The sequence below is a fragment of the Actinomyces sp. 2119 genome (genome assembly GCF_003591215.1).
GTDB classification, from domain to species: domain Bacteria; phylum Actinomycetota; class Actinomycetes; order Actinomycetales; family Actinomycetaceae; genus Actinomyces; species Actinomyces lilanjuaniae.
In genome coordinates, this window is record NZ_QYRR01000004.1 from 241,544 (window position 1) to 264,850 (window position 23,307).

Here is a 23,307-nt window from a genome sequence, read left to right on the forward strand (position 1 = left end):
AGGCCTGCCAGGAGGCTGCCTGCCCCATCCCACCTGGTGGTGTTGTCGGCAGGTGCCGACTGCCCCTGCCGGAGCCACGGGCAACCTGCTACGGTCACGTGGGTCAGGCCTTGTCCTCGGGCTGCGCCGTCGCCAGCGACTCCGGCACGTTGTCCGGGGTGGACCACACCTGGCCCGGAAGGACTCCGGGCAGATGGGGGTTGCTTGTGGACACGAAGCGGATCTGCCTGGCCTGCCCCTGACGTACCGCCGCGTTCTGGGCCTCCCAGTCCCGCAGCGCCCCAAAGGCCCACCGTCCCAGGAGGATGATGGCGACGATGTTGATGACGGCCATAACCCCCATGGCGATGTCCGACAGGTTCCACACAAGCTCCAGGCTGGCCACAGAGCCACTGAACGTGGCCACCACGATCATGGACCTCAGGAACAGGTGACCGGAGGTGCGCGAGCCCCGACGTAGGAAGTCGACGTTGATCTCGGCGTAGGTGTAGTTACCCAGGAGGGAGGAGTAGGCGAACACGAAGATGACGACCGCCATGAGCCCCTCGGCCCACGGGCCCAGGACGGCCGCGACCGACTGGGCTGTCAGGGTGTTGGCGTTGAGTGTGTCTGCCACCGCGGGGTCAGGGCTGTAGACCCCTGACAGCAGCACGATGAGGGCAGTAGCCGTGCACACGACCATGGTGTCCATGAACACCCCGAAGGACTGGATGAAGCCCTGGTTGACCGGATGAGGAGTCGAGGCGGTAGCAGCGGCGTTGGGTACCGACCCCTCCCCCGCCTCGTTGGAGAACAGGCCCCGCTTCACCCCGTTGATCACCGCTGCGGTAATACCACCCGCCGTGCCGTAGAAGGCCTCCTGCAGGCCGAAGGCACCCTGGAGGATCATGCTGAACGCCCCTGGAATGGCCCGGATGTTGACAAGGAGGATCACCACGGCGAGCACCGCGTACAGCAGCGCCATGACCGGGGCCACCCACTCGGTGATACGGGCCACGCGTCGAATCCCCCGGAAGACGACCGGGCCGGTGATCGCGACCAGGACCACGGCGGTCAGCCACCTGTTGACCCCGAAGGTCCCCTCCAGCGCGCCAGAGATGGCGTTGGCCTGGGTGGCCTCGTAGGCGAAGCCAAAGACGAAGGTAATGATGACGGCAAAGACCGACCCCCAGAACCTCGACCCCAGCCCCCGGGAGATGTAGTAGGCAGGACCGCCCCGGAAGGTTCCGTCGGGGCTGGCGACCTTGTACATCTGGGCCAGGGTGGACTCGACGAACCCTGTCGCCATTCCCACCAGGGCCACGACCCACATCCAGAACACCGCACCGGGACCGCCCAGCGTGATAGCGATGGCGACACCGACGATGTTGCCCGTCCCCACCCGGGAGGCCAGCCCGACGGTGAAGGCCTGGAAGGCGGAGATACCACCCGCGGTGTTGCTGCGGGATCTGGCGATGGTCGCGATCATGCGCCCGAAGAGACGCAGCTGGACACAACGCGTGCCCACGGTGAAGTAGATACCTGCAGCGAGGAGCAGCCACGCCAGGACCTGGGTGTAGAACCGGTCGCTGACATCAGCCAGGAAGGCAGTAGGCGCGTCAAGGACGCTGGCGCTGACGACGAACTGGCCACAGGGCATGGTGCCTCCAGGGGTGCCGGCACGCGCACCCGACCCACCTAGCAGCCGAGACAGCCGATCCCCGTAGGAGAAGAGGCCCTGGCACCGGGGAGGTCGGGCAGGACAGTCCCCGGTCGTCCCGGAACCAGCGAGGCGGGAGCAGGTGGAACGTGATGTGGACGAAGATCCCGGGAGGATAGAAGAGTGCCTGTTTCGTCCTCGTAACGTCTCCGTGCGGCGGTCTCGGGAAGAGACGGCAGGAGCTCGTCCCCCAGTCGGCTGCCCCCAGCACCAGGGCTCTAAGACGGTACCCCAGGCTGGCCCGCGCCCCTAGTCAGCCTGAGGTACCACCGGGCTCCTACTGCCCTGGCCCTGTGCTGCCAGGGGCCACGCACCAGTGGTGAGAGGTGCAGGCAAGTAGGGGGAGTCGGCATGGAACTCGGGCTGCGTCGGGACCGCCGGACCAGGCACGTCTTCGCTCCTCCCCGGGGACGGCCCGACAATCCGGGCGCCGCGCTGAGCCTCCCAGTCCCGCAGCGCACCGACGACCCACCGCCCCAGCAGAGCCAGGGCGGTCAGGTTGAGGATGGCACCGATCCCCAGAAGGACGTCCGCCAGTGTCCACACGGTGGTCAGAGGCTGGACCGCTCCCAGGGCGCCACAGCACACGGCGGCGACCTGAAGGCAGTAGGAGGCCAGGGGGGAGCGTGTGAGGTAGTCCAGGCAGACCTGGGCGTAGGAGAAGGCTCCGATGATCGTGGTGTAGGCCAGGACCATGACCAGGACCGCCATAGGCCACCGAGTCCACTCCCCCACCAGCCCGGCCACGGCGTCCTGTGTCAGGTGCCCAGCGGCGTCGTCACTGGTCGCTCCCGCGATGTCAACGCGCCGCCCGGCCACGAGGATGACCAGGGCGGTCGCCGTGCAGACCACGAGCGTGTCCACGACGACGCCGAAGGCCTGGATAAGACCCTGCTGGACCGGGTGGGAGACGGTTGCCGACCCTGCGGCACACGCGGAGCCTCCCAGGCCCGCCTCGTTGGAGAACAGTCCTCGGCGCACACCGTTGAGGACGGCGGCCATGATCCCGCCGGCCACTCCCGCCAGCCCGGGACGCAGGCCCAGGGCGTGGGCAAAGATCGAGCGCAGGGCCTCCCAGGCCTCACCGGGGTGCGTCAGCAGGATCACCAGGACGAGCAGGAGGTAGGACAGAGCCATAAACGGGGCCAGGTACTCAGCCACCCGGGCCATGGCACGCAGACCTCCCAGCAGGACGGGTGCCGTCAGGGCCGTGACCAGGAGCGCGCCGACCCAGGCGGGCAGGCCGCTGGCAGCACCCAGGGAGGCGGTGATGGCGTTGGCCTGCACCATGGGCATGGCCAGACCGTTGGCGACCATGAACACGACCGCGAAGATCCCGCCCATGACCGGCAGCCCCAGCCCCAGCGACATGTAGTGGGCCGGGCCTCCACGGAACGTCCCGTCGCCACGGCGCACCTTGAAGACCTGCGCCAGGGTGGACTCGGCAAAAGCGGTGGCCGTGCCGAGGACAGCTACCAGCCACATCCACAGAACCGCGCCCGGACCTCCCCAGGCCAGGGCCAGTGCCACCCCCACGATGTTGCCGGTGCCCACCCGGCAGGCCAGCCCTATGGCGAAGGCCTGGAAGGAGGAGATACCGCCTTGCGCCCCTGACCGTGATCCCGCCACAGCACCGGCGATACTGCCCGCGTGCCGCAGCTGGACCGCCCGGGTACGGACGGTGAAGTACAGGCCCACGGCCAGCAGCAGCCACACGAGCACCGTGGAGAAGAGGAGGTCGGAGGTACTGGTCAGGAACGACTGAAGAGCAGACATGATTCTCCTGGTTCTTCCGAGTGGGCTCTCCCGAAGCGGTCCCCGGGTCGTAACGGTGGCTACCAGGCCTCAGGAGCAGTGGCGCGGCTGGTGGTCCTGCGGTCCAGTCGGCAGGCCCTGCGCGCCATGAGGACCGGGGCCTACCGGAGGGGGACCTCGGCCCCCGGCTCCTCAGGCTCCCAGACACCCTCGACGACGTCACCGGGCAGGTAAGGGTTGGCGTGCCCGGAGAACACCGGGTCCCGGCCCTGCCGACGCTGGGCCTCGAAGTCGCGCAGCGCCCCCAGTGCCCAGGGCGCCAGCCACACGATAACCACCAGGTTGAGCAGGCCGAGCAGCCCCAGGGCGATGTCAGTCAGCGCCCACACCACGGGCAGTGTCAGCACGCACCCGGTAAAGGCCGCAGCAGTCAGCAGCACGCCAAAGGCCTGCTCGGCACGGTGCTGGCCGCCCAGGAAGTTGACATTGACCTGGGAGTAGGAGTAGCAGCCCAGGACGGTAGAGAAGACGAGGACGAAGATGAGCACCACCATGGGCCAGGTCGTCCACGACCCCAGGTGCTCCACCACGGCCTGCTGGGTCAGGACCGCCCCCACGAGGGAGTCGTTGCCAGGCTGGTAGGTGTCGGTGGCCAGGAGGATCAGCAGCCCGGTCGCCGTACACACCACGACCGTGTCCACGAAGACCCCGAAGCCCTGGATGAGCCCCTGCCGCACCGGGTGGGAGACCGTGGCCGTGCCGGCGGCGTTAGGCACGGTCCCCAGGCCGGCCTCGTTAGAGAACAGGCCGCGGCGCACACCGTTGACGAGCGCGGCGACCATGCCACCTGCGGTCCCGAACAGTGCCTGGTCGGCCCCGAAGGCGCCGCGCACGACAGAGACGAGCACCCCCGGGACCTCAGCGATATTGGCCACGATGACCACGAGGGCGACGACGACGTAGATCAGCGCCATGACCGGGGACAGCCACTCGGTCACCCGTGCCACGGACCTCAGCCCGCCCAGGACCACGGGACCGGTGAGCAGCACCAGGCAGACCCCGACCATCCACGGCTGGACGGAGGGCACGGTCGCGCTGACCACCCCCGCCAGGGCGTTGGTCTGGACCATGACCACGGTGCCGCCCACCGAGACGATGCACATGACCGCGAAGACGCTGCCTAGGAGCCGAGAGCCCAGGCCGTTCTTCATGTAGTAGGCGGGCCCGCCCCGGAAGGTGAAGTCGCGTCCCCTCTCCTTGAAGACCTGGGCCAGCGTGGACTCGGTGAAGCCCGTGGCCATGCCGATGACGGCCACCACCCACATCCAGAACAAGGCACCCGGCCCTCCGGCGACGACGGCGATCGCCACCCCGGCGATGTTGCCGATGCCCACCCGGGCCGCCAGTCCGACGGCGAAGGCCTGGAAGGAGGAGATCCCTCCGCGCGCACCCGTGCGCGAGCGCACCACGGAGGCCAGCATGGTGCCCCAGTGACGCACCTGGACGCCGCGGGTGCGCACGGTGAGGTAGATACCTGCCCCCACCAGGAGGACCGCCAGGACGTAGGTGTAGAAGGTGTCGCTGACCAGCTCGAGGACGGTGGCAACCTGCTCCTCCAGGTTCACCGGCTCCTCGGCCTGGGCCGCCAGGGCCGGGGCCAGGACGTTGGGAAGGGCTCGTGTCACGGTCGAGGCTCCTTTCTTCTGTCTGCTGTGTCTGCTGCGGTGGCAGGGGGCGCCTACCGGGAGTGCTGCGCAGCGTCGTCGGCTGATGCCTCGTCCCACACGTCCCCAGGGAGGGGGCCGGGCAGGTAGGGGTTGTCCCTGGCGACGAGAACGGGGACGGCTACGCCCGCGCGCTTCTGCGCCTCCCAGTCCCTCAGCGCTCCCAGGCCCCAGCCCGACAGGGCGAGGAGGGCGACGAGGTTGGTCACTGTCATGACCGCCATGGCGATGTCAACGGCGTTCCACACCACCTCCAGGGAGAGCAAAGCGCCCACCGTGGCGGACAGGACCGACAGCAGCCGCACCGCCCACGTGGCCCATCTCCTGCCCCCGGTCAGGAAGGACATGTTGGTGTCGGAGTAGACATAGGCGGCAATGATCGAGGAGTAGGCGAGCACGAAGACCAGCACAGCCATGGGCAGTACCGTCCAGGCTCCCAGCTCGTGGGCGACCGCCATCGTCGTGAGGGAGGAGGGGTCCGCTCCCGGTGCCTCCCACACCTGCGGGCCCGCGATGAGGATGACGAAGGCGGTGGCGGTGCACACCACGATCGTGTCGATGAACACGCCCAGGGACTGGATGAGGCCCTGGTGGACGGGGTGAGTGACCGTGGCCGTGGCAGCGGCGTTGGGAGCAGTGCCCTGGCCTGCCTCGTTGGAGAACAGCCCCCGCCTGGTGCCGTTGATGACTGCGGCCAGGATCCCGCCGCCCAGGCCGCCTACCAGGGGGCGGGGCGAGAAGGCGGAGGTGATGATCTCCCCGATGACGGTGAAGAACTGGCCAAGGTTGGCCAGACAGATGATGAGCACCATAACGATGTAGACCAGCGCCATGACCGGAGCCATCCACTCGGTGACACGAGCCACGGCCCGAACGCCGCCAAGCACCACCATGGCGGTGAAGACGAGGACGAGGGCGGCGATGACCAACTGGGCGGCACTGAGGCCGCCCAGGCCAGGAAGCGCCGAGCCGCCCGGCCCCACCGCTGACAGCAGCGTGCCAGCGATGGCGTTGGACTGCACCGAGGTGATGACAAAGCCACAGGTGACCACTGTGATGACCGCGTAGACGCCAGCCAGGACCCGGTTTCTCATCCCTCGGGCCATGTAGAAGGCGGGCCCGCCGCGGAAGGAGCCGTCGGGGTCGCGCACCTTGAACAGCTGGGCCAGGGTCGCCTCGAAGAAGGCGGTGGCCATGCCGACCAGGGCCACCACCCACATCCAGAACACGGCGCCCGGCCCTCCCAGCAGCAGGGCGGCGGCGACGCCGAAGATGTTGCCTACCCCGACCCGTGCGGCCAGGGAGATGGCGAAGGCCTGGAAGGAGGAGATTCCCCCGTGCGCGCCTGAGCGAGAGCCGAGGACCTGGCGCAGCATGCTGCCCAGGTGGCGGACCTGGACCACACGGGTACGCACGGTGAGAACCAGCCCGGTACCGATGAGGACCCACATGGTGACGTGAAGGGTCACCCAGTCGGCAACAGCCTGGAGGTCAGCAGCAAGAGCATCCATGAGACACGTAGGCCTTCCGGGTCGCGGCAGGGTACCGGCGCATGCTCTCACACCGGGTCAGGCCTAAGGAAACGCGACGGTCACGTCCTGGACGGGCCAGGGCCGTCACGGACCACCGCTGCTCACAAGGGCCAGTCAGGTCCCGTGAGACGATACTGGCATGACAGCCCCGGCCCTCAACGTCATGCTCGACTCCCTCATCCCGGCCGACGACCCGCAGCAGGCGCCCGAGCCCGAGGAGGTCTACCTGGCCTTTGCCGAGTGGGCCGAGTCGACAGGCCGCCCCCTCTACCCGCACCAGGATGAGGCGCTGTCCCAGATTCTTGAGGACCGCCACGTCATTGCTGCCACCCCCACGGGCTCAGGCAAGTCCGTCATCGCCCTAGCCGCCCACACCGCCTCCCTGGCCCGGGGCGGGCGCTCTTACTACACCGCCCCGCTCAAGGCCCTGGTCTCCGAGAAGTTCTTCGAGCTCGTAGGGCTGTTCGGTGCCGACAACGTCGGCATGGTCACCGGAGACACCTCCATCAACGCCGACGCGCCTGTCATCTGCTGCACCGCGGAGATCCTGGCCAACCAGGCGCTGCGCGAGGGCGAGGACATGGACGTCGACTGCGTCATCATGGACGAGTTCCACTACTACGCCGACCCGCAGCGAGGATGGGCATGGCAGGTCCCTCTCCTGGAGCTGCCCCGAGCCCAGATGGTGCTCATGTCAGCGACCCTGGGGGACGTCAGCTTCTTCGTGCGGGACCTGGAGGCGCGCACCGGCCGCCAGGTCGCTGTCGTCGACGACGCCGTGCGCCCCGTGCCCCTGGAGATGGACTACGTCGTGGAGCCGGTCGGCGAGCTCCTCCAGCGGCTCGTGGGCCAGGACAAGGCGCCGACCTACGTCGTCCACTTCTCGCAGAAGGAGGCCGTGGCGCGGGCGACCTCGCTGCTGAGCACGGACCTGGTGCCCAGGTCCCGCAAGGAGGAGACCGCCCGGGCGCTGGGCGACGTCCGCTTCGCCAAGGGATTCGGGACCACGCTGTCTCGGCTGCTGCGCAGCGGGATCGGGGTGCACCACGCCGGGATGCTTCCGCGCTACCGCAGGCTCGTCGAGCGCCTGGCCCGCGAGGGGCTGCTCGCCGTCGTCTGCGGGACCGACACCCTGGGAGTCGGCATCAACGTACCTATCCGCACCGTGGTCCTGACCTCCCTGGTGAAGTTTGACGGGTCCCGAGAGCGTCATCTCACAGCACGGGAGTTCCACCAGGTTGCTGGACGGGCCGGACGAGCAGGCTTCGACACCCGCGGCTACGTGGAGGTCCAGGCCCCGGAGCACGCCATCGACAACGCCCGGGCGCTGGCCAAAGCGGGCGACGACGAGCGCAGACGGCGCAAGGTCGTGCGCAGGAAGGCCCCTCCCGGCCGGGTGAGCTGGACGGAGGGGACCTTCGAGCGGCTGCGCGACGCTGCCCCGGAGACGCTGACCAGCCAGTTCCAGGTCACCACCACCATGGTGCTGGCCCTTATGGAGCGACCCGGCGACCCGGTAACCCACATGGCCGCACTGCTGGGGCGAGCCCACGTCACACCTGCGCAGCGGCGCGTGCACGTGCGCCGAGCACTGGACATCTACCGGTCCCTGCGCACCGCAGGGGTGGTGGAGCACGTCTCCTCCGCCCAGGCCGCCGCGGACGGGCGGCCCCGCCTGCGCCTGGCGGTGGATCTTCCCTGGGAGTTCGCCCTCAACCAGCCCCTGGCACCCTTCGCCCTAGCCGCCATGGACCTGCTGGGCGTAGACTCCCCCAGCCACACGCTGGACGTGGTCTCAGTGGTGGAGTCCACGCTGGAGGACCCCCGTCCGCTCCTGTACGCCCAGCAGAAGGCCGCCCGGGCAGAGGCAGTGGCAGCCATGAAGGCCGAGGGCCTGGACTACGAGGAGCGCATGGCGGCCCTGGAAAAGGTCACCTGGCCGCGTCCCCTGGCTGACTTGCTGACCCCTGCCCTGGAGATGTACCGGACCGCCAACCCGTGGGTAGCCGAGTACGAGCTCTCCCCGAAGTCCGTGGTGCGAGAGATGGTGGAGAACGCCATGACCTTCTCCGACCTGGTGGCCCGCTACGACCTGGGGCGCAGTGAGGGCGTCATCCTGCGTTACCTCACCGACGCCTACCGGGCGCTGCGCCAGGTCGTGCCCGAGGAGCACCGCACCCCGGAGGTGCTCGAGCTCGTCGAGTGGCTGGGCGAGCTGGTACGGGCAGTCGACTCCTCCCTTCTGGACGAGTGGGAGGCGCTGGGGGCCGCCCAGGCAGGGGCGCTGGAGACGGCGGCGCAGACGCAGGAGACGGTCATCGTGGGCCCGGGCTGGCGGCTCGGGGAACCCTCGGCGGGTGTGGAGCGACCCTTCGGCGCCGATGCTGACGGCAAAGTTGCCCTCACCCGCAACCTGCACGCCTTCCGGGTGGCGGTCCGCCGTGAGATGTTCCGCCGCGTGGAGCTAATGGCTCGTGACGACGTCGAGGCGCTGGGACGCCTGGACGCCTCCTCCGGGTGGGGTGAGGACCGGTGGGACCAGGTGCTGGGCCGCTACTGGGAGGAGTACGACTGGATCGGCACCGACACCTCCGCCCGCGCGGCCGCCCTGGCTCCTCTGGAGGAGGATCCGGACGAGGCTGCGCTGGCCGCTGCGGGTGTCAGCGAGAGGCTGCGTGAGGCCCTGGAGGTACAGGGCCGACAAGTGTGGCTGGCCACGCAGGTTGTCGACGACCCCGAGGGGGACCACGACTGGCGCCTGACGGCCCTGGTCGACCTGGCCGAGTGCGATCGCGAGGAGCGGGCCGTCGTCCACCTGCTGCGCGTGGGTCCGCAGGGCTGAGCAGGCACGCCCGGACCCAACGGGCGCCCCCGGCAGGTCATCACCGGAAGATCATCACCGGAAAAGATCATCACCGAAGTCATCACTGTCCTCGGTGCTGCCCCGGGCGGCCCCGATCGCTCCGGCCAGGACCGCGGTGTCATCGGGCGTCGTACGGCAGCACCCGCCAACCAGCCGCACTCCTGCCTCGACCCACTCCGGGACCAGGGCGGTGAAGCGTCCCGTTCCCCGGACAGGCGTCCACGTCTTGGTCACCGGGTCGTAGCTGTCGCCCGAGTTGGGGTAGGCCACCAGCGGCTTGGCCGTGGAGCGACGCAGCACGGGAAGCGCCCGGGCCACGGTCTCGGGCGCCACGCAGTTGAGGCCGACGGCCACCACCGCCGGATGGGTGTCGGCCCATGCGGCAGCCTGGGCCAGAGGCGTACCGTCAGCCAGGTGGGCGCCGTCAGGCCGGACCTGGAAGGAGACCCAGCACTCGGCACCGGGAGCGGTCTGCGCCAACACCGTGGTCACGAGCCGGGCCTCGTCAAGACGGGGCATGGTCTCCAGGGCAAAGACGGTGAGCCCCTGGGCGGCAAGGGCCTCAATGCGCGGGCGGTGGACCCGCTCCAGCTGGCTCTGGCTCACCTCGTAGGCGCCGGTGTACTCCGACCCGTCAGCCAGGAACGCGCCGTAGGGGCCCAGAGCACCAGCCACGAACGGGCGCGGTCGCTCTCCAGGTGCTGGGTGGCCCGCCCCTTCGCCCTCTTCCAGGGACGTTCCTCCTCCCTGGGACCGCCCCGGTGCTGACCCGAACGTGCCCGCAGGCCCGCCACGGGCTGTCGCGGCCTGGCCCGCCGCAGCCAGGGCCAGGCGGGCCGAGGAGGCGATGAGGTCACGCGCACCGGCCTCGTCGTAGCCCACGTCAGTCAGCGCCGGGACGCTCGCTTGGTAGGAGTTCGTCTCAATGACGTCGGCTCCGGCAGCAAGGTAAGCAGCGTGGACCTCAGTGACGGCACCGGGGGCGTCCAGCAGGGCCTGGGCCGACCACAGCGTCCGGCTCGTGTCCACGCCCCTGGCCTGGAGCTCGGTACCCATGGCACCGTCGAGGACGAGGGTCCCGCTGGCGAGCGCCCCTGCCAACGAGGAGGCGACGGGCACGCGCGGCCCCGGTCCCGTGGGAGGCGTCGGACCAGCCAACCTGCCCGCGCCGGGAAAGCTGCTCATACCACGAGCATAGCGCGGCCCGTTCACCCTGTGAGAAGCCCGGGCGCCGCGTTCCGAGCAGGAATACCGTCCGCCTATGGCCTCCACCGATTCTGTCGTGACGAGCCCCCACACCGCTGCCCCGTCGACGGCCGCACCCGGCCCCGCCCACGTGACGGCCCTAGAGCGCCGCATGAGCAGGCGACATCTCATGATGATCAGCTTCGGCGGAGTCATCGGGACCGGCCTGTTCCTGTCCACCGGCTACACAATCAACCAGGCCGGCCCCTTCGGCACCGTCCTGGCCTACGCCGTCGGAGCCCTCATCGTCTACCTGGTCATGATGTGCCTGGGCGAGCTGAGCGTGGCCATGCCCTTCACCGGGGCCTTCCACGTCTACTCGCGCACCTACATCGGTCCGGCCACCGGGTTCGTCACCGCCGTCCTGTACTGGCTGACGTGGACAGTCGCCCTGGGCAGCGAGTTCACCGGCGCGGCCATGATCATGAACGGGTGGTTCCCGGCCGTGCCCGTGTGGGTGTGGGCAGCGGCCTTCATCACGCTGGTGCTGGTGCTCAATATGGTCTCGGTCAGGGTCTTCGCCGAGGCGGAGACCCTGCTGTCAGGCGTCAAGGTCATCGCAATCATTCTGTTCATCATCATTGGCGGGGCCGCCGTCGTAGGCCTGCTGCCCTACGAGGGCGCCACCTCGGCCCCACTGCTGTCCAACCTGACCTCAGGAGGGCTCTTCCCCAACGGCTTCGCGGCGGTGTTCACCACAATCCTCGCCGTCAACTTCGCCTTCTCCGGCACCGAGCTGATCGGGATCACCGCCGGGGAGGTCAAGGACCCGGCAGCCACGATCCCCCGAGCTATCCGGGCCACCCTGGCGCGGCTGGTCGTCTTCTTCATCGGCTCCGTGCTCGTCATCGCGGCGCTCATCCCCTGGAGGCAGGCAGGTGTGGAGGAGAGCCCCTTCGTCACGGTCCTGTCCCGGATCGGCGTCCCCTTCGCCGACGACCTTATGAACGTCGTCATCCTCACCGCCATCCTGTCAGCGGCAAACTCGGGCCTCTACGCCTCGACACGCATGCTGTGGTCCCTGGCGAACGAGGGAACCCTGCCTGCGCTCCTGGCCCGGACCAACCGGTACGGGGTTCCCGCCCTGGCTATGGCCCTGTCCATGGTCGGGGGCCTGGCCGCGCTGCTAACCTCCGTCTACGCCGCCTCCACCGTGTACCTGGTGCTGGTCTCGGTCTCGGGCCTGGCGGTCGTGCTGGTGTGGGTGACCATCGCGGCCTCGCACTACCAGTTCCGCCGCCGCTGGCTGGCTGAGGGTCACAGCCCTGAGGATCTGGCCTACAGGGCACCGGGCTACCCGTGGGTGTCCCTGGGTGCCCTGGTGCTGTCCGCGGCGTCGTGCCTGCTCATTGTCTTTGACCCCCTCCAGCGTCCGGCGCTGGCGATTACCGCCGTCTTCCTGGCAGTCTGCTACGCCGGGTACTGGGCAGTCTCACGCAGGATCAGCCTGTAGGCCCTGCGCACACGCTATGTCGCAGGCGGCTGGCTCTCACAGTGGTGCGGGCAGGTCCCCCGTACGGCCTCAGCGCAGCCCGAGGACGAGCACGCGCTCACAGCCCGAGGCGTAGGCGACGGGAGTCCACGACCCGCTTGCCGAAGGGGAAGCAGGTCACCGGGATGAGCTTGATGTTGCCGACAGCCAGCGGGAGGCCGATGATGGTGACGGCCTGGGCTGCCGCTGTGGTCACGTGCCCCACAGCCAGCCACAGGCCTGCGACCAGGAACCAGACCAAGTTGGCCAGCCCACTCATAGCACCCGCTCCCGGGACAGGGACCACCTCCCGCCCAAAGGGCCACAGCACGTAGCCAGCAATCCGAAAGCAGGCGATCCCAGCCGGCAAGGTGACCACCAGCAGGCAGGCGAGGAGCCCAAAGAAAAGGTAGCCCACAAAGAGCCAGAAGCCTCCGAAGGCGACCCAGATAACGTTGAGGACGGTACGCACACCCGCATGTCTAGCACGATTGCGGACGCAGGGCCTCCGTGGGCGCAGCGGTACCGGTCAGCCTCCCATGAGTGCCTGACCGGCCAGGCCACAGGCGCACGCCCAGATCAGGGAGGCCAGGGTCCCGATGATGAACCGCTCCGCGGCCCCGGGGCTTTCTTGGAGGTCCGCCCAGCGCCCCAGGCCCTTGACGGCAACGACGACAACAACCATCTCAGCGTGACCGCTCAGCAGTGCCCCGGTCGTGGCCAGCCGTTCCAGCATCCCGATCCAGGTTCCACCGCGTAGTACCAGCGGAGCCGTGCTGTCCACCCCCGCCCTGTCCAGGACGGGGACATGGTGTCCGTCCGGTGAGGCGGCACGTCCCGCAGGAGGCTCCGGAACGCGAGCCACGCGCAGCACGCCAACGACAGCACCCCACCCTCCTAGGACCGAGATGACCAACGTCACGAGCACGACCACAGCAGGCATCTCATGTACCTCCTACGTGCGCCGGCACCGGGCTGACACGCGGGTCGGCAGACCGGTCAAGGGTGTTAAGAAGTGCCAGGAGAACCGGGAGAGCCTCCTTCTCCTCCGCCAGGCCCGAGGCGATTCGCCGCTGCGAGAACGCCTGTTCCGTCACTGCCAGCCTTCGTGCCGCCTGCTGCCCGCTCACACCGCTCTCGACCAGGTCCACCGCCTCCCACTGCAGGCGGGAGCGTCGGGCCAGGAGGAGGGCCTGGAGCCGCAGGACCGCCTGCGCCCGGGCAGCCGCCTCCGGGTCCTCGCCACGCACCGCCAGCGGTACTCGGGACCTCTTGGCAGCATCGACGGCCTCACGCGCCGCCACGAAGGCCGCACCGCTCCCTGAGCGCGCGCCTCCGTCGGCACCCACGCGGCCGGCCCCTCCACCGATTCCGACGTACCAGCAGCCAGCACGTATAGCAGCGCGTACAACCGTGTACAGGGCCGCTGCGTCAGCGGGGACTCCCTGGACCTCGTCGCCTGCGGTCCGCTCAAAGGGGGCGATGACGCACACGTCGGAGACGGAGCGCAGCAGCGCAGGCACAGCGTCACCGGTAGAGCGGGAGGCCTTTTGGTCCATGGTGACGACAAGCACCTGTCAAGGGTGGCACCCCGCCCCGCACTGGTCAAGGCGCTCACCTTGATACACCTAGATCAAGGTGAGTGCCTTGACCAGGGGGCTCACGTTGACGCGGACGGCCAGGGCAGCCTCCCGAGCCTTACCAGAAGACCCGCTGGGCGATAGCGTCCGCGAAGCCGTCCAGCGCCTCCGACGAGGTCCCCAGGTAGAGGGCGGCGTCAATGAGCGAGACCTCCATGAGGTAGAAGCCGCCCCTGCCGTCACTGACGACGTCCACCCGGTTGAAGAGCAGCTGGACGTCACGCCCGGAGGTCTCCTTGATGAGGGTGTGGATGGCCTTGCGGACACGCTCCCCCCACAGCCACTCCTGCTCGCTGGGGTCACGGGCGGTGACCTCCTCTCCGTGCACCTCGTCGGTGGCGCGGAAGGACGGGTGGAGCATCGGGTCCTTCTCCACCGCGTGGGAGAGCACCCCGTTGAAGTAGACCAGGGACACCTCCCCCTGCCGGTCCACCTCCTCCAGGTAGCGCTGGACCATCACCGAGCGCCCCCGGCCCAGGTGGTGCACTGCGTCGCTGATCGCCGCCGACCGGGAGCCGGCGTCAGTGGCCGTGTAGCGGCCGGTCCCGCGACCTCCAGAGGAAATTGCGGGCTTGACCACAAAGTCCCCGTAGGCGGGAAACCTGGTGTGGACCTGGTGCTTGAAGTAGCCCGCACCCGGCTCCAGCCAGGTGGTGGGGATCGTGGGGACCCCCAGCTCCGCCAGGCGGACGAGGTAGTGCTTGTCAGAGTTCCACGCGACGACGTCAGGCTGGTTGAGCAGCCGGGGCACCGAGCGGGTCCAGGCCAGGAAGTCCGCGTAGGTGCGCGTAACCGCGTAGTCACGCACGCTACGCAGCACCACCGTGCCCGAGTCCCCCCAGTCCACCTCCGGATCGTCCCACACGGCGACCCTCGGCTCGATCCCGCGCTGACGCAAGGCGTCGGGCAGGCCGCGGTCGTCCTCGTCAAGCTCGGGGTAGTCCTTGGAGGTAGCCAGGGTCACGACGGGATCAGTCACGTGGCCCACGGTACCGCAGCAGCCAGGCTCACGACGGCGCACCACCCCGGGCAACCCGCAGTCCCTGCCAGCCTCCACCTGTCTCCCACCGAACCTCTACCACCACCTCACCAGCACTACCGCTGCGTCCAGAAACGCCCCACGCTCCCCGCTCCCGAGACCGGCCTGGGGCAGTCTCGGCCAGCACCCTCGGCCAGCATCTGCCAGCGCCCGCCCTCCGGGGTCGAACAGGAAGCCGCTACGCGGGGATCCGTGGGCAGCGGCACCACCAAAAGCGCCCCGTCACCTGAGATATCTGGCACAGTGGGGCGGTTTCAGACCTCTCTGGCTGGACTGACACCGGCCCACCTCGTAGAGTCTCCCTCTGGCACCAGGCACCGTTAGCTCAATTGGCAGAGCAACTGACTCTTAATCAGTGGGTTCAGGGTTCGAGTCCCTGACGGTGTACCAGACCCGGCCTCGGCCGGGACGCCAGCCCGTGCCTGGCTGCGCACCGCTAGCTCAATTGGCAGAGCAACTGACTCTTAATCAGTGGGTTCAGGGTTCGAGTCCCTGGCGGTGTACCACGGCGGACCACAGGGACTTCCCGCTCTCCGGGAACTCCCAGGCCCCTCATCACGAGGGGCAGGCCCCGCCCGCCTCTGGGGACGGGTGCCGCCACGCCCCAGGGCTATCAGCAGGGGCAGGGACCAGGTCGTCGGCCAGAGTCTGTCGGCAGGCACCCAGCCTGCCCGTTGGCACGGCAAGCCGCCCCGGCGTGCAGACGGTAGCGCCCGAGCTGCCGCCACTGAGGCCGTCAACCCGGCCCGGGACGAGCGCCCTCCACAGGCTCCGGCCGTGGCGCGTCGTCAGGGCGCCAGCCAGGCAGCAGCACTGCGGCGCCCTGAGAACGTCATAGCCCAGTAGTGGCAACAACGACAGTCCCGCCCGCACAGCGCGACACCGCGACGACTCAAGACAATGACAGGACGTTACAGGACGTTAAGGAGCACAGATGAGCACGCAGACAATCAGCAGCACAGCACCAGCCCGTACAGCAGGCTTGTCGGGAGCACCTGCCCGCCAGATCAAGCCACGACATGACGCCGCCTCGGCCATGACGTGCGCCTGCGCCCTCGGGACCCCTCTGTGGGTCCGACGTGAGCAGGCCGAGCGCGAGCTCGACGCCGCGCAGGCTGAGGTCGCCTCCCTGCCTGTCGGAACCTCCCCCTCCCGCCTGGAGCGCGCCCAGGAACGCCTCACAGCCGCCCGAGGAGCCCTGGAGAACCTGAGGTATCCCGAGACCGACGGCGACCGCGAGAAGAGCCCGGCGGCCCTGGCCGCCTGAGTCCCGCCGGGAGCGGTCCTCCCACATCCTCAACCATATCCTCAGCCGTCTCCTGAGAGCGAACTCCGCAGGTCCGTGCGTGGCACGCAGCCACTCAGGGCGGCTCCCGATGAGAAGATCGCCCACATTGTGTGCGCCAAAGGAGGACCAGAGGAGGACTCATGCCCCACCTGTCAGCCGGAGACGCTGCTCCGAGTTTTACCCTGCCCGACGCCACAGGACAGAATGTGACCCTCAGCGACCTGCTGTCCCGTAGCGATGCAGGGCTGGTTGTCTACTTCTACCCCAAGGCGTGTACGCCAGGGTGTACCAAGGAGGCCTGCGACTTCCGCGACTCAGTAGAGAGCCTGGGAAGTGCGGGCTACCAGGTGGTCGGCATCTCTCCTGACTCCCCTGCCACCCAGGCCAGGTTCTCTGAGCGCCACAGTCTCCCCTTCCCCCTGCTCTCCGACGTCGACCACTCGGTCATGGAGGCCTGGGGGGCCTGGGGCGAGAAGAAGAACTACGGCAGGACCTACACCGGCGTGATCCGCTCGACTGTCGTCGTGGCACCGGATGGCAGTGTCGTCCTGGCGCGGTACAACGTCAGGGCCACCGGCCACGTCGCGAGGCTGCGCGCCGAGCTGGGTCTGGACCAGCCCAGCGCGTCGGACTGAGACGGCCTTGCGCACCCCCGCCCACAGGAAGGTAGAGTGCGGGTCGAGCGCGAGTGGCGGAACTGGTAGACGCCCCAGGTTTAGGTCCTGGTGCCTTCGGGCGTGAGGGTTCGAGTCCCTTCTCGCGTACTGTGGATACGGTGTGAGGGCACTCCCCCCCCCCGCGTCCCAGCGCTGATCGTCCCAGCGGCGATGCCGACCGGGCGGTACCAGGCAGCAGGGAGGCGCAGGGTGCTGCCCGGATCGCAGAGGTCCCCTGGGAGAGGACAGCATGGTAAAAGAGCACGCACGGCGCACCGTCCTTGCCAGCACTCTGGCGTCGCTGGCCTCGTTACCCCTCTCCGTGTGCGGGTGTGCCCCGGTCTCGGACAGCGACCAGGCGGCAGGAGCGCGGACCGGCTCAGGCACCTCCCCCAGGATCATCACCAGCCCGGCGGCAACGGCCTCGCAGGGGGAACACACCCCGATCATCGTCCGCGTCAACGGGACCGCCTACCCGGCGCACCTCAACGGGACACAGACAGCACAGGCGCTGGTGGCCCGACTCCCCCTCACCGCCTCCTTCCGGGACTACTCCCCATATGTGGCAAAGAAGGTCGCGGACCTGGACGAGCCGCTCGACCACGACCAGATGCCCAACGACGACCCGGTGGCCGGTGACATCGTCTACTGGTCATACAAGCAGCAGATTGCCCTCTACTGGAGGGCGGCGTACCGGTACATCGATACTCACGTCATCGGTACCTTCGACTCCCCGGAGGGGGTGTCGGCCGTCCAGGCACTGACCCCCCAGGACGAGGTCGTCATCGCCCTGGCATAGAACAGCCCGCTGAGGGGCTCGCAGTGACCCGTCGGCCCTCCTACCCAGGTCTGTCGTGAAAAGGACCGCACATGACACACGCGTACTCTCCCCACAGCTACCCAGGCGGGGTCACTCCCTTCTCCCTCACCAACAGGGGCGAACGTGACGCAGCATGGGCACTTCTCGCAGTCGGGACTCTTGCTGCCCTCTTCGACCTGTGGTGCCTGCTCGTGATGGTCCCTGACGGCATGCCTGTCTCTCTCCTGTGCGTCGTAGCCCTTCCCGGAGTGATACTGCTGTGCGCGGGCGTGCTCGGGCTGCGAAGACGACTAGGACTGACCGCCGACGCAAGGGGACTGACCCTGCTAACCCCCCGGAGTACCCGCTACCTGGGCTGGGACCAGGTACGCGGCAACCTGCACGTCGTCGTCACAGGCAGCTCCCTAGGCAGGACAACGGTAGGTGTCGCCGTCCTTGTCGACGGCGCACCCGTGGAGCTGCCCTGCACCACCGTCAGCGGGAGCAGCCAGGAGGCTGCCAGCCAGCGTGCCCAGACCATCATCAACGAGGTCCTCGCTCGCGATCCTGGTCCAGGCTACGTCGCACGCGGGGAAAACCGCGCTCAGGACGCCCAGGCGGCCTGCAGCCACGCCTCCCGCCCCCCGAGGCTCGTCCTTGAGGAGCCGGACAGCCTGCAGGAAAAACGGGCTACGGTCAACATCGTCGGAGCGTGCACCTCAGGGACGTTCCTCGTGCTGGGCAGCGTCTTCCTCATTGAAGGAGGTACCGATGCCCTGGGCACCGTCATGGCCGCCCTCTTTGCCGCAGCCGGAGGGCTGAGTCTCGTCGCATGCCTGGCGCGCTACCAGCGGGGCAAGGCCCCGCACCGTACTGTGGTGGACTCCTCCGGAATCACCGTCTACTCCGGGAGCCGCACACAGGTGCTGTCCTGGACGGAGGCCAGAGGGCACCTGGCCGCCAGCGCGGCGGAGATACACGGAGGCAGGGTGCGGCTGGGGTGGGTCGCCACTCTGCGGTTCCAGGACGGTCACCGTACCGTGCGCCTGGTCGGTGCCAGTGTTCAAGGACACAGCAGATCCGCTGCTCTGGAGGCCGCCCGGACGCGCCTGGCACACATCGCCTCCTACGATCCGGCCAGCATCCGCTCACCCCTGTCAGCCCCGCAGCGCTGACACGCGGCCGAAGGCGGCGGCCCGGCGCACCTGTAACGACCAGCGTCGGCAGCCCGGGCCGCACCCGCCTGATCCGCCGCCCCTGCGCGTCTACTCGTCGTGCTGGACGACCTCGAAGCCCAGGACCTCAATGCTCATCCCGCGGCGCACGTCGTCACTGTGATCGGCACCAGAGCGCGCCGCCAGCCAGGCCTGGTAGTCCTCACGGGAGTCCCACCTGGTCACCACGAAGTAGCGGTCCTCCCCGACGACGGGACGCAGCAGCTCAAAGCTCTGGAACCCCTTCGAGGTGTCCACGGCCCGCTTGCGCGCCGCAAAGCGCTGCTCGATCTCAGCCTCCGCACCCTCAGGATAGGTCAGGGCGGTAATGTTGACATAGGTCATGGCTCTTCTCTCCTCACTGCGGCAGAGCCTCGGTGCTCTCGGCGCCTCCACCGCGACGACTCCGTGTGAGGCTATCCTATGCTGCCTACACCAAGGTCGGGCTGTCACCAGGCTGGGGACAGCCGCCCTGCCGCAGACCCCGCGCCCGAGTGCCCAGGTACCCTGTTCCGCGTGACCAACACCAGCACCTCCCGCTCCTTCACCCGCCGTGACGGTCGTTCCACCGACCAGCTGCGCCCCGTGACCATCACCCGCCACTGGCTGGACCACGCCGAGGGCTCCGTCCTCATCACCTTTGGTCGTACCCGGGTCCTGTGTGCCGCCTCCTTCACCGAGGGCGTGCCACGCTGGCGCAAGGGCAGCGGCGAGGGCTGGGTCACCGCCGAGTACGCGATGCTGCCACGAGCCGGTTCGGAGCGCTCGGGACGTGAGTCGGTACGAGGAAAGGTGGGGGGCCGCACCCACGAGATCTCCCGGCTGGTCGGGCGCTCTCTGCGCGGCGTCGTCGATGTCGCCGCCCTGGGTGAGAACACGATCACGCTAGACTGCGACGTCCTCCAGGCGGACGGCGGTACCCGTACCGCCGCCATCACCGGCGCTTACGTAGCCCTGGCGGACGCCGTGTCCTGGGCCACCTCCAAAGGCCTCATCAGTGCCCGCCCCGGCAGACCGGTGCTGTCCGACTCCCTGTCCGCGGTCTCGGTCGGCATTATCGACGGCGTGCCCTGCCTGGACCTCCCCTACGAGGAGGACGTGCGTGCCCACACTGATATGAACGTGGTCCAAACCGGCTCAGGACGCTTCATCGAGGTGCAGGGCACTGCCGAGCACGCAGCCTTCGACCGCTACGAGCTGGACGCGCTGCTAGACCTGGCGACCGAGGGGAACAGGACACTGGCCCGCCTCCAGAGCCAGGCGCTGGAAGGGCCTGCCGACACGCCCCGCACCGTCTCCTCCCCGACCCCCTCCTCCGCGTCAGACCACCACATCCTGACCGTCCCCGGAACCTGAGCCATGAACCTGGAAGCCTCCCTCCGGACCGAACGCGTTCCGGCCCAGGCACGCCTGGTCCTGGCCACGCACAATCCCAGCAAGCTGGCGGAGCTCCACGACATCCTGGCCCCCCTGGTACCCGGCCTGGCCCCTGGGGCGATCATCTCCGCAGCCGCCCTCAAGGCCCCCGAGCCCGTCGAGAACGGGCTCACCTTCGCGGACAACGCCCTGCTCAAGGCGCGCGCCCTGGCAGCGGCCTGCCGTCTTCCTGCCGTGGCTGACGACTCCGGACTGTGCGTGGACGTGCTCGGCGGCGCCCCTGGGGTCTTCTCCGCCCGCTGGTGCGGGCACCACGGCGACGACACCGCCAACCTCACCCTCCTGCTCAACCAGCTGCACGACATCGACGACCCACACCGCACGGCTCGCTTCACCTGCGCCGCGGTGCTGGTCGTACCCGAAGAAGCAGCGGGCGCAGCCGCCCAGGAGCGGGTCGTCACCATGGAACGCCACCTGGAGGGCAGGCTGGCGCACGAGCCTCACGGCCACAACGGCTTCGGCTACGACCCGGTCTTCGTCCCCGCCAGCGAGGACGCGCCCGGCGGCGCAGGCCGCACGACGGCACAGATGGAGCCCGCTGAGAAGAACGCCGTGTCCCACCGGGGCCAGGCCTTCCGCGCCCTCGCCCCTGTTCTGGCCACGCTGCTGGCCTGAGGGCCAGGTGCGGATCTTCGCCGTCACCCAGGCACGCCTCCCGCACGAGCGTCCTGCGTAGCACCGCGTACGTCCTGCGTAGCACCGGCCTACGACGCCATGCCGGGCTACGCCCTGTCCTCCCCCTGGTCGGCCTCCTGCTCAGAGATCCTGCGGGCCAAGGGGGCGGGAACCAGGGAGTCGTGGGCACGCACGTACCCGTAGAGCCAGCGCCACCCTCCCAGGAAGACCAGGAGGAAGGTACCGGTCATCACCGCCCAGGAGACGTGCCTGTCCAGGGGAGCGGCCCCCTGCCCAGCCACGTGCAGCACCGTCCAGACGACCCAGGTCGCACCTGCGACGACAAGCCCCTCGGGAGCAGCCATCTCCAGGTGGTCGCCACGACGGTGACAGGCGAGCCAGGACACGGCCCAGCCGACCGCCGCCCCGCAGGCTGCCTGCCACAGGGGCGCGGCAAGGGAGAGGACGGAGCCGAGCGCGTCGGTCGATGCCGCACCGAGCAGGGCCACCAGCGACACCGCCAGGAGGTCTGCCGGGACAACCAGCCACCAGCGGGTAGACCGCCCCCGGATCCACGGACAGTCCACCCCGTCAGGCAGGACCGGTGTGTAGGACAGCCGTCGCGCACTCGCGTCAGCCTCCCCAGCGACCTCCTGGTTGCTCACAGCTGCCACCAGGCCCCTGCGGTGGCTGCCTCCAGGGGGCCCGTGAACACGGCCGCCGCCTCCTGCAACGTCACTGCGGGGTCGGTCCAGGGCTGGATGTGGGTGAGCACAAGCCGCCCCGCCCCTGCGTGCGCCGCCAGCTCACCAGCCCGCCGTCCGGTCATGTGCATCCCGGTTGCCGTGTCCCGGTGCTCCACGAACGCCGCCTCCGCCAGGAGGAGGTCCACGCCCTCAGCCATGGCGTCCACGGAGGGGCACCGGTCGGTGTCACCGGTGTAGGCCAGGGTCACCCGCTGCTGCATGGAGGCCTCGCTGGGTCCCTCCACACGGAAGCCGAAGGCCTCCACCGGGTGGAGGGCGGGGAAAGGAGTGATCGTGAGAGGGCCCACCTGAACCGGGAGGCCGGGCACTGCCGTCTGGAAGACGAACTCGGTGCCGTAGGCCTCCCCCTCCCCGGTCCCGTCAACGCCTCGCAGGCGGGGCAGCAGGTCGGAGGGTCCCAGGCACAGGACAGGGCCGAGAGGGCCGGAGGGGTTCCAGCGCCGGTAGACGTGCATCCCTACCAGGTCCACCATGTGGTCGGCGTGGCAGTGGGAGATGACCACCGCGTCCAGGTCGGCAGGGTCAACGTGGTGCAGCATCTGTCCCATGGCGCCGGGGCCCAGGTCCATGACCACGGAGAAGGTGCGCACGGCTCCGTCACGACCAGGACCCTGTGCCTGAACCAGGTAGGAGGAGGCCGCCGAGTCAGGCCCTGACATGGAGCCCGTGCAGCCGATGACCGTCAGGCGCATGCGCAGTCCTCCGCAGCAGAATCACCACGACCTGCCTCGACAGCAGGCAGGTCGGCCGACAGGGCTGTCGCCGCGTCCCCGGCCTGCTGGACGTGTCCGACCTCAGGTCCCAGGAACCGCCGTGCCAGGACAGCAAAGCGTTCCGGGTCCCCTGTAGCCCTGAAGGTGTGCCGGGCAGGACCAGCCTGGGGGCTGCGCAGAAGGTCACGGGAGGCCAGGGCGCGGTAGACGTCCTTGGCGGTCTCGTCCGAGGAGGTAACCAGGGTCACATCATCTCCCATGATGTAGGAGATCGGCCCCATAAGCAAAGGATAGTGGGTACACCCCAGGACAAGGGTGTCCACGCCCGCAGCCTTAACCGGCGACAGGTACTCCTCAGCCACCTCCAGGACCTCCGAGCCCGCGGTCACGCCGCGCTCAACAAGCTCCACGAACCGTGGACACGCCTGACTGGTCAGGGTGACACCCGGGACCACCCCCATGGCGTCCCCGTAGACACCGGAGTCGACAGTGCCCTGCGTGGCGACCAGCCCGACCCGGCCGTTGCGTGTCACGTGCGCCGCAGCCCGGGCAGCGGGGTGGATCACCTCGATGACAGGCACCCCCCGGCCCTTGGTGTAGCGCTTGCGAGCCGTGTGCAGGACGGCGGCAGATGCCGTGTTACAGGCGATGACAAGGAGCTTGACCCCTGAGTCCACCAGCTCATCCATGACCCGCAGCGCCAGGCCCCGGACCTCCTCAATGTCACGGGGACCGTAAGGACCGTTCGCGGTGTCTCCGATGTAGAGGACCTGTTCTCCGGGCAGCTGGTCGAGGACGGCTCGCGCGACAGTCAGACCACCAACCCCTGAGTCAAACATGCCGATGGGAG

Annotated in this window: 21 protein-coding genes and 3 tRNA genes; 11 read left to right on the forward strand and 13 right to left on the reverse strand. The window is 68.9% G+C overall.

Annotation, left to right across the window (positions count from 1 at the left end; all coding sequences use genetic code 11):
- Window positions 1–103 precede the first annotated feature (103 nt).
- From D4740_RS06525 to D4740_RS06540, 4 genes are all read right to left on the reverse strand, one after another.
- The gene (locus D4740_RS06525) at window positions 104–1,639 is read right to left on the reverse strand and encodes a sodium:alanine symporter family protein (RefSeq protein WP_119836125.1); all 1,536 of its coding nucleotides are present in this window, start codon (window positions 1,637–1,639) and stop codon (window positions 104–106) included.
- A gap of 309 nt (window positions 1,640–1,948) precedes the next feature.
- Window positions 1,949–3,475: a sodium:alanine symporter family protein gene (locus tag D4740_RS06530; RefSeq protein WP_119836126.1), complete on the reverse strand. Its 1,527-nt coding sequence runs from the start codon at window positions 3,473–3,475 to the stop codon at window positions 1,949–1,951.
- A 140-nt stretch (window positions 3,476–3,615) separates the two neighbouring features.
- A complete protein-coding gene (locus D4740_RS06535) occupies window positions 3,616–5,079 on the reverse strand; it encodes a sodium:alanine symporter family protein (protein WP_243107069.1) in 1,464 nt (487 codons plus the stop codon).
- 113 nt (window positions 5,080–5,192) lie between these two features.
- Window positions 5,193–6,689, reverse strand: coding sequence for a sodium:alanine symporter family protein (locus tag D4740_RS06540; protein WP_119836127.1), 1,497 nt, complete (start codon window positions 6,687–6,689; stop codon window positions 5,193–5,195).
- Between the two features lie 160 nt (window positions 6,690–6,849).
- Between D4740_RS06540 and D4740_RS06545 the strand changes: the two genes are divergently transcribed.
- The gene (locus D4740_RS06545) at window positions 6,850–9,552 is read left to right on the forward strand and encodes an RNA helicase (protein WP_182911358.1); all 2,703 of its coding nucleotides are present in this window, start codon (window positions 6,850–6,852) and stop codon (window positions 9,550–9,552) included.
- A 54-nt stretch (window positions 9,553–9,606) separates the two neighbouring features.
- Here D4740_RS06545 and mmuM read toward each other — a convergent pair whose 3' ends face one another.
- The gene (mmuM, locus tag D4740_RS06550) at window positions 9,607–10,758 is read right to left on the reverse strand and encodes a homocysteine S-methyltransferase (RefSeq protein ID WP_119836128.1); all 1,152 of its coding nucleotides are present in this window, start codon (window positions 10,756–10,758) and stop codon (window positions 9,607–9,609) included.
- A 172-nt stretch (window positions 10,759–10,930) separates the two neighbouring features.
- On the opposite strand from mmuM, the gene D4740_RS06555 reads away from it, so the two are divergent.
- Entirely contained in the window at window positions 10,931–12,271 is a 1,341-nt protein-coding gene (locus tag D4740_RS06555) for an amino acid permease (RefSeq protein ID WP_119836209.1), read from the forward strand.
- A 97-nt stretch (window positions 12,272–12,368) separates the two neighbouring features.
- Here the strand turns inward: D4740_RS06555 and D4740_RS06560 are convergent, their stop codons facing one another.
- The 4 genes from D4740_RS06560 to D4740_RS06575 form a co-directional block, all read right to left on the reverse strand.
- A complete protein-coding gene (locus tag D4740_RS06560) occupies window positions 12,369–12,761 on the reverse strand; it encodes a YccF domain-containing protein (protein WP_119836129.1) in 393 nt (130 codons plus the stop codon).
- A gap of 57 nt (window positions 12,762–12,818) precedes the next feature.
- Window positions 12,819–13,232, reverse strand: a complete 414-nt coding sequence (locus tag D4740_RS06565; RefSeq protein WP_119836130.1) for a hypothetical protein — start codon at window positions 13,230–13,232, stop codon at window positions 12,819–12,821.
- A gap of 1 nt (window position 13,233) precedes the next feature.
- Window positions 13,234–13,863, reverse strand: coding sequence for a hypothetical protein (locus D4740_RS12860; RefSeq protein WP_182911359.1), 630 nt, complete (start codon window positions 13,861–13,863; stop codon window positions 13,234–13,236).
- Between the two features lie 124 nt (window positions 13,864–13,987).
- Window positions 13,988–14,908 carry a RimK family alpha-L-glutamate ligase gene (locus D4740_RS06575; RefSeq protein ID WP_119836210.1) on the reverse strand — a complete coding sequence of 307 codons (921 nt, stop codon included), beginning with the start codon at window positions 14,906–14,908 and terminating at the stop codon, window positions 13,988–13,990.
- 374 nt (window positions 14,909–15,282) lie between these two features.
- Here D4740_RS06575 and D4740_RS06580 point away from each other — a divergent pair.
- The 7 genes from D4740_RS06580 (at window position 15,283) to D4740_RS06610 (ending at window position 18,886) form a co-directional block, all read left to right on the forward strand.
- Window positions 15,283–15,358: transfer RNA gene (locus D4740_RS06580), tRNA-Lys, on the forward strand.
- Window positions 15,359–15,398: 40 nt separating this feature from the next.
- Window positions 15,399–15,474 (forward strand) — tRNA-Lys (locus D4740_RS06585).
- Window positions 15,475–15,902: 428 nt separating this feature from the next.
- The gene (locus tag D4740_RS06590; RefSeq protein WP_119836131.1) at window positions 15,903–16,235 is read left to right on the forward strand and encodes a hypothetical protein; all 333 of its coding nucleotides are present in this window, start codon (window positions 15,903–15,905) and stop codon (window positions 16,233–16,235) included.
- A 161-nt stretch (window positions 16,236–16,396) separates the two neighbouring features.
- Window positions 16,397–16,891 (forward strand): thioredoxin-dependent thiol peroxidase, encoded by a 495-nt coding sequence (gene bcp / locus D4740_RS06595; RefSeq protein ID WP_119836132.1) that lies wholly within the window; start codon window positions 16,397–16,399, stop codon window positions 16,889–16,891.
- A 47-nt stretch (window positions 16,892–16,938) separates the two neighbouring features.
- Window positions 16,939–17,020: transfer RNA gene (locus tag D4740_RS06600), tRNA-Leu, on the forward strand.
- Window positions 17,021–17,162: 142 nt separating this feature from the next.
- Entirely contained in the window at window positions 17,163–17,711 is a 549-nt protein-coding gene (locus D4740_RS06605) for a cyclophilin-like fold protein (RefSeq protein WP_119836133.1), read from the forward strand.
- A gap of 71 nt (window positions 17,712–17,782) precedes the next feature.
- Window positions 17,783–18,886, forward strand: a complete 1,104-nt coding sequence (locus D4740_RS06610) for a hypothetical protein (RefSeq protein ID WP_119836134.1) — start codon at window positions 17,783–17,785, stop codon at window positions 18,884–18,886.
- Window positions 18,887–18,976: 90 nt separating this feature from the next.
- On the opposite strand, the gene D4740_RS06615 is transcribed toward D4740_RS06610, so the two are convergent.
- A complete protein-coding gene (locus D4740_RS06615; RefSeq protein ID WP_119836135.1) occupies window positions 18,977–19,270 on the reverse strand; it encodes an antibiotic biosynthesis monooxygenase in 294 nt (97 codons plus the stop codon).
- Between the two features lie 171 nt (window positions 19,271–19,441).
- Here D4740_RS06615 and rph point away from each other — a divergent pair, with 171 nt between their 5' ends.
- Entirely contained in the window at window positions 19,442–20,281 is an 840-nt protein-coding gene (gene rph / locus D4740_RS06620; protein WP_259390700.1) for a ribonuclease PH, read from the forward strand.
- A gap of 3 nt (window positions 20,282–20,284) precedes the next feature.
- Window positions 20,285–20,977, forward strand: a complete 693-nt coding sequence (gene rdgB / locus D4740_RS06625; protein ID WP_119836137.1) for an RdgB/HAM1 family non-canonical purine NTP pyrophosphatase — start codon at window positions 20,285–20,287, stop codon at window positions 20,975–20,977.
- Between the two features lie 107 nt (window positions 20,978–21,084).
- Here the strand turns inward: rdgB and D4740_RS06630 are convergent, their stop codons facing one another.
- The 3 genes from D4740_RS06630 to murI are packed head-to-tail and all read right to left on the reverse strand — an operon-like array spanning window position 21,085 to window position 23,296.
- Entirely contained in the window at window positions 21,085–21,642 is a 558-nt protein-coding gene (locus tag D4740_RS06630; protein WP_310732073.1) for a DUF3054 family protein, read from the reverse strand.
- Complete coding sequence (locus D4740_RS06635; protein WP_119836138.1) at window positions 21,639–22,436, reverse strand: MBL fold metallo-hydrolase; 798 nt, start codon at window positions 22,434–22,436, stop codon at window positions 21,639–21,641. The genes D4740_RS06630 and D4740_RS06635 overlap by 4 nt, the downstream gene beginning before the upstream one ends.
- Window positions 22,427–23,296 (reverse strand): glutamate racemase, encoded by an 870-nt coding sequence (gene murI / locus D4740_RS06640; RefSeq protein WP_119836139.1) that lies wholly within the window; start codon window positions 23,294–23,296, stop codon window positions 22,427–22,429. The genes D4740_RS06635 and murI overlap by 10 nt, the downstream gene beginning before the upstream one ends.
- Window positions 23,297–23,307 lie beyond the last annotated feature (11 nt).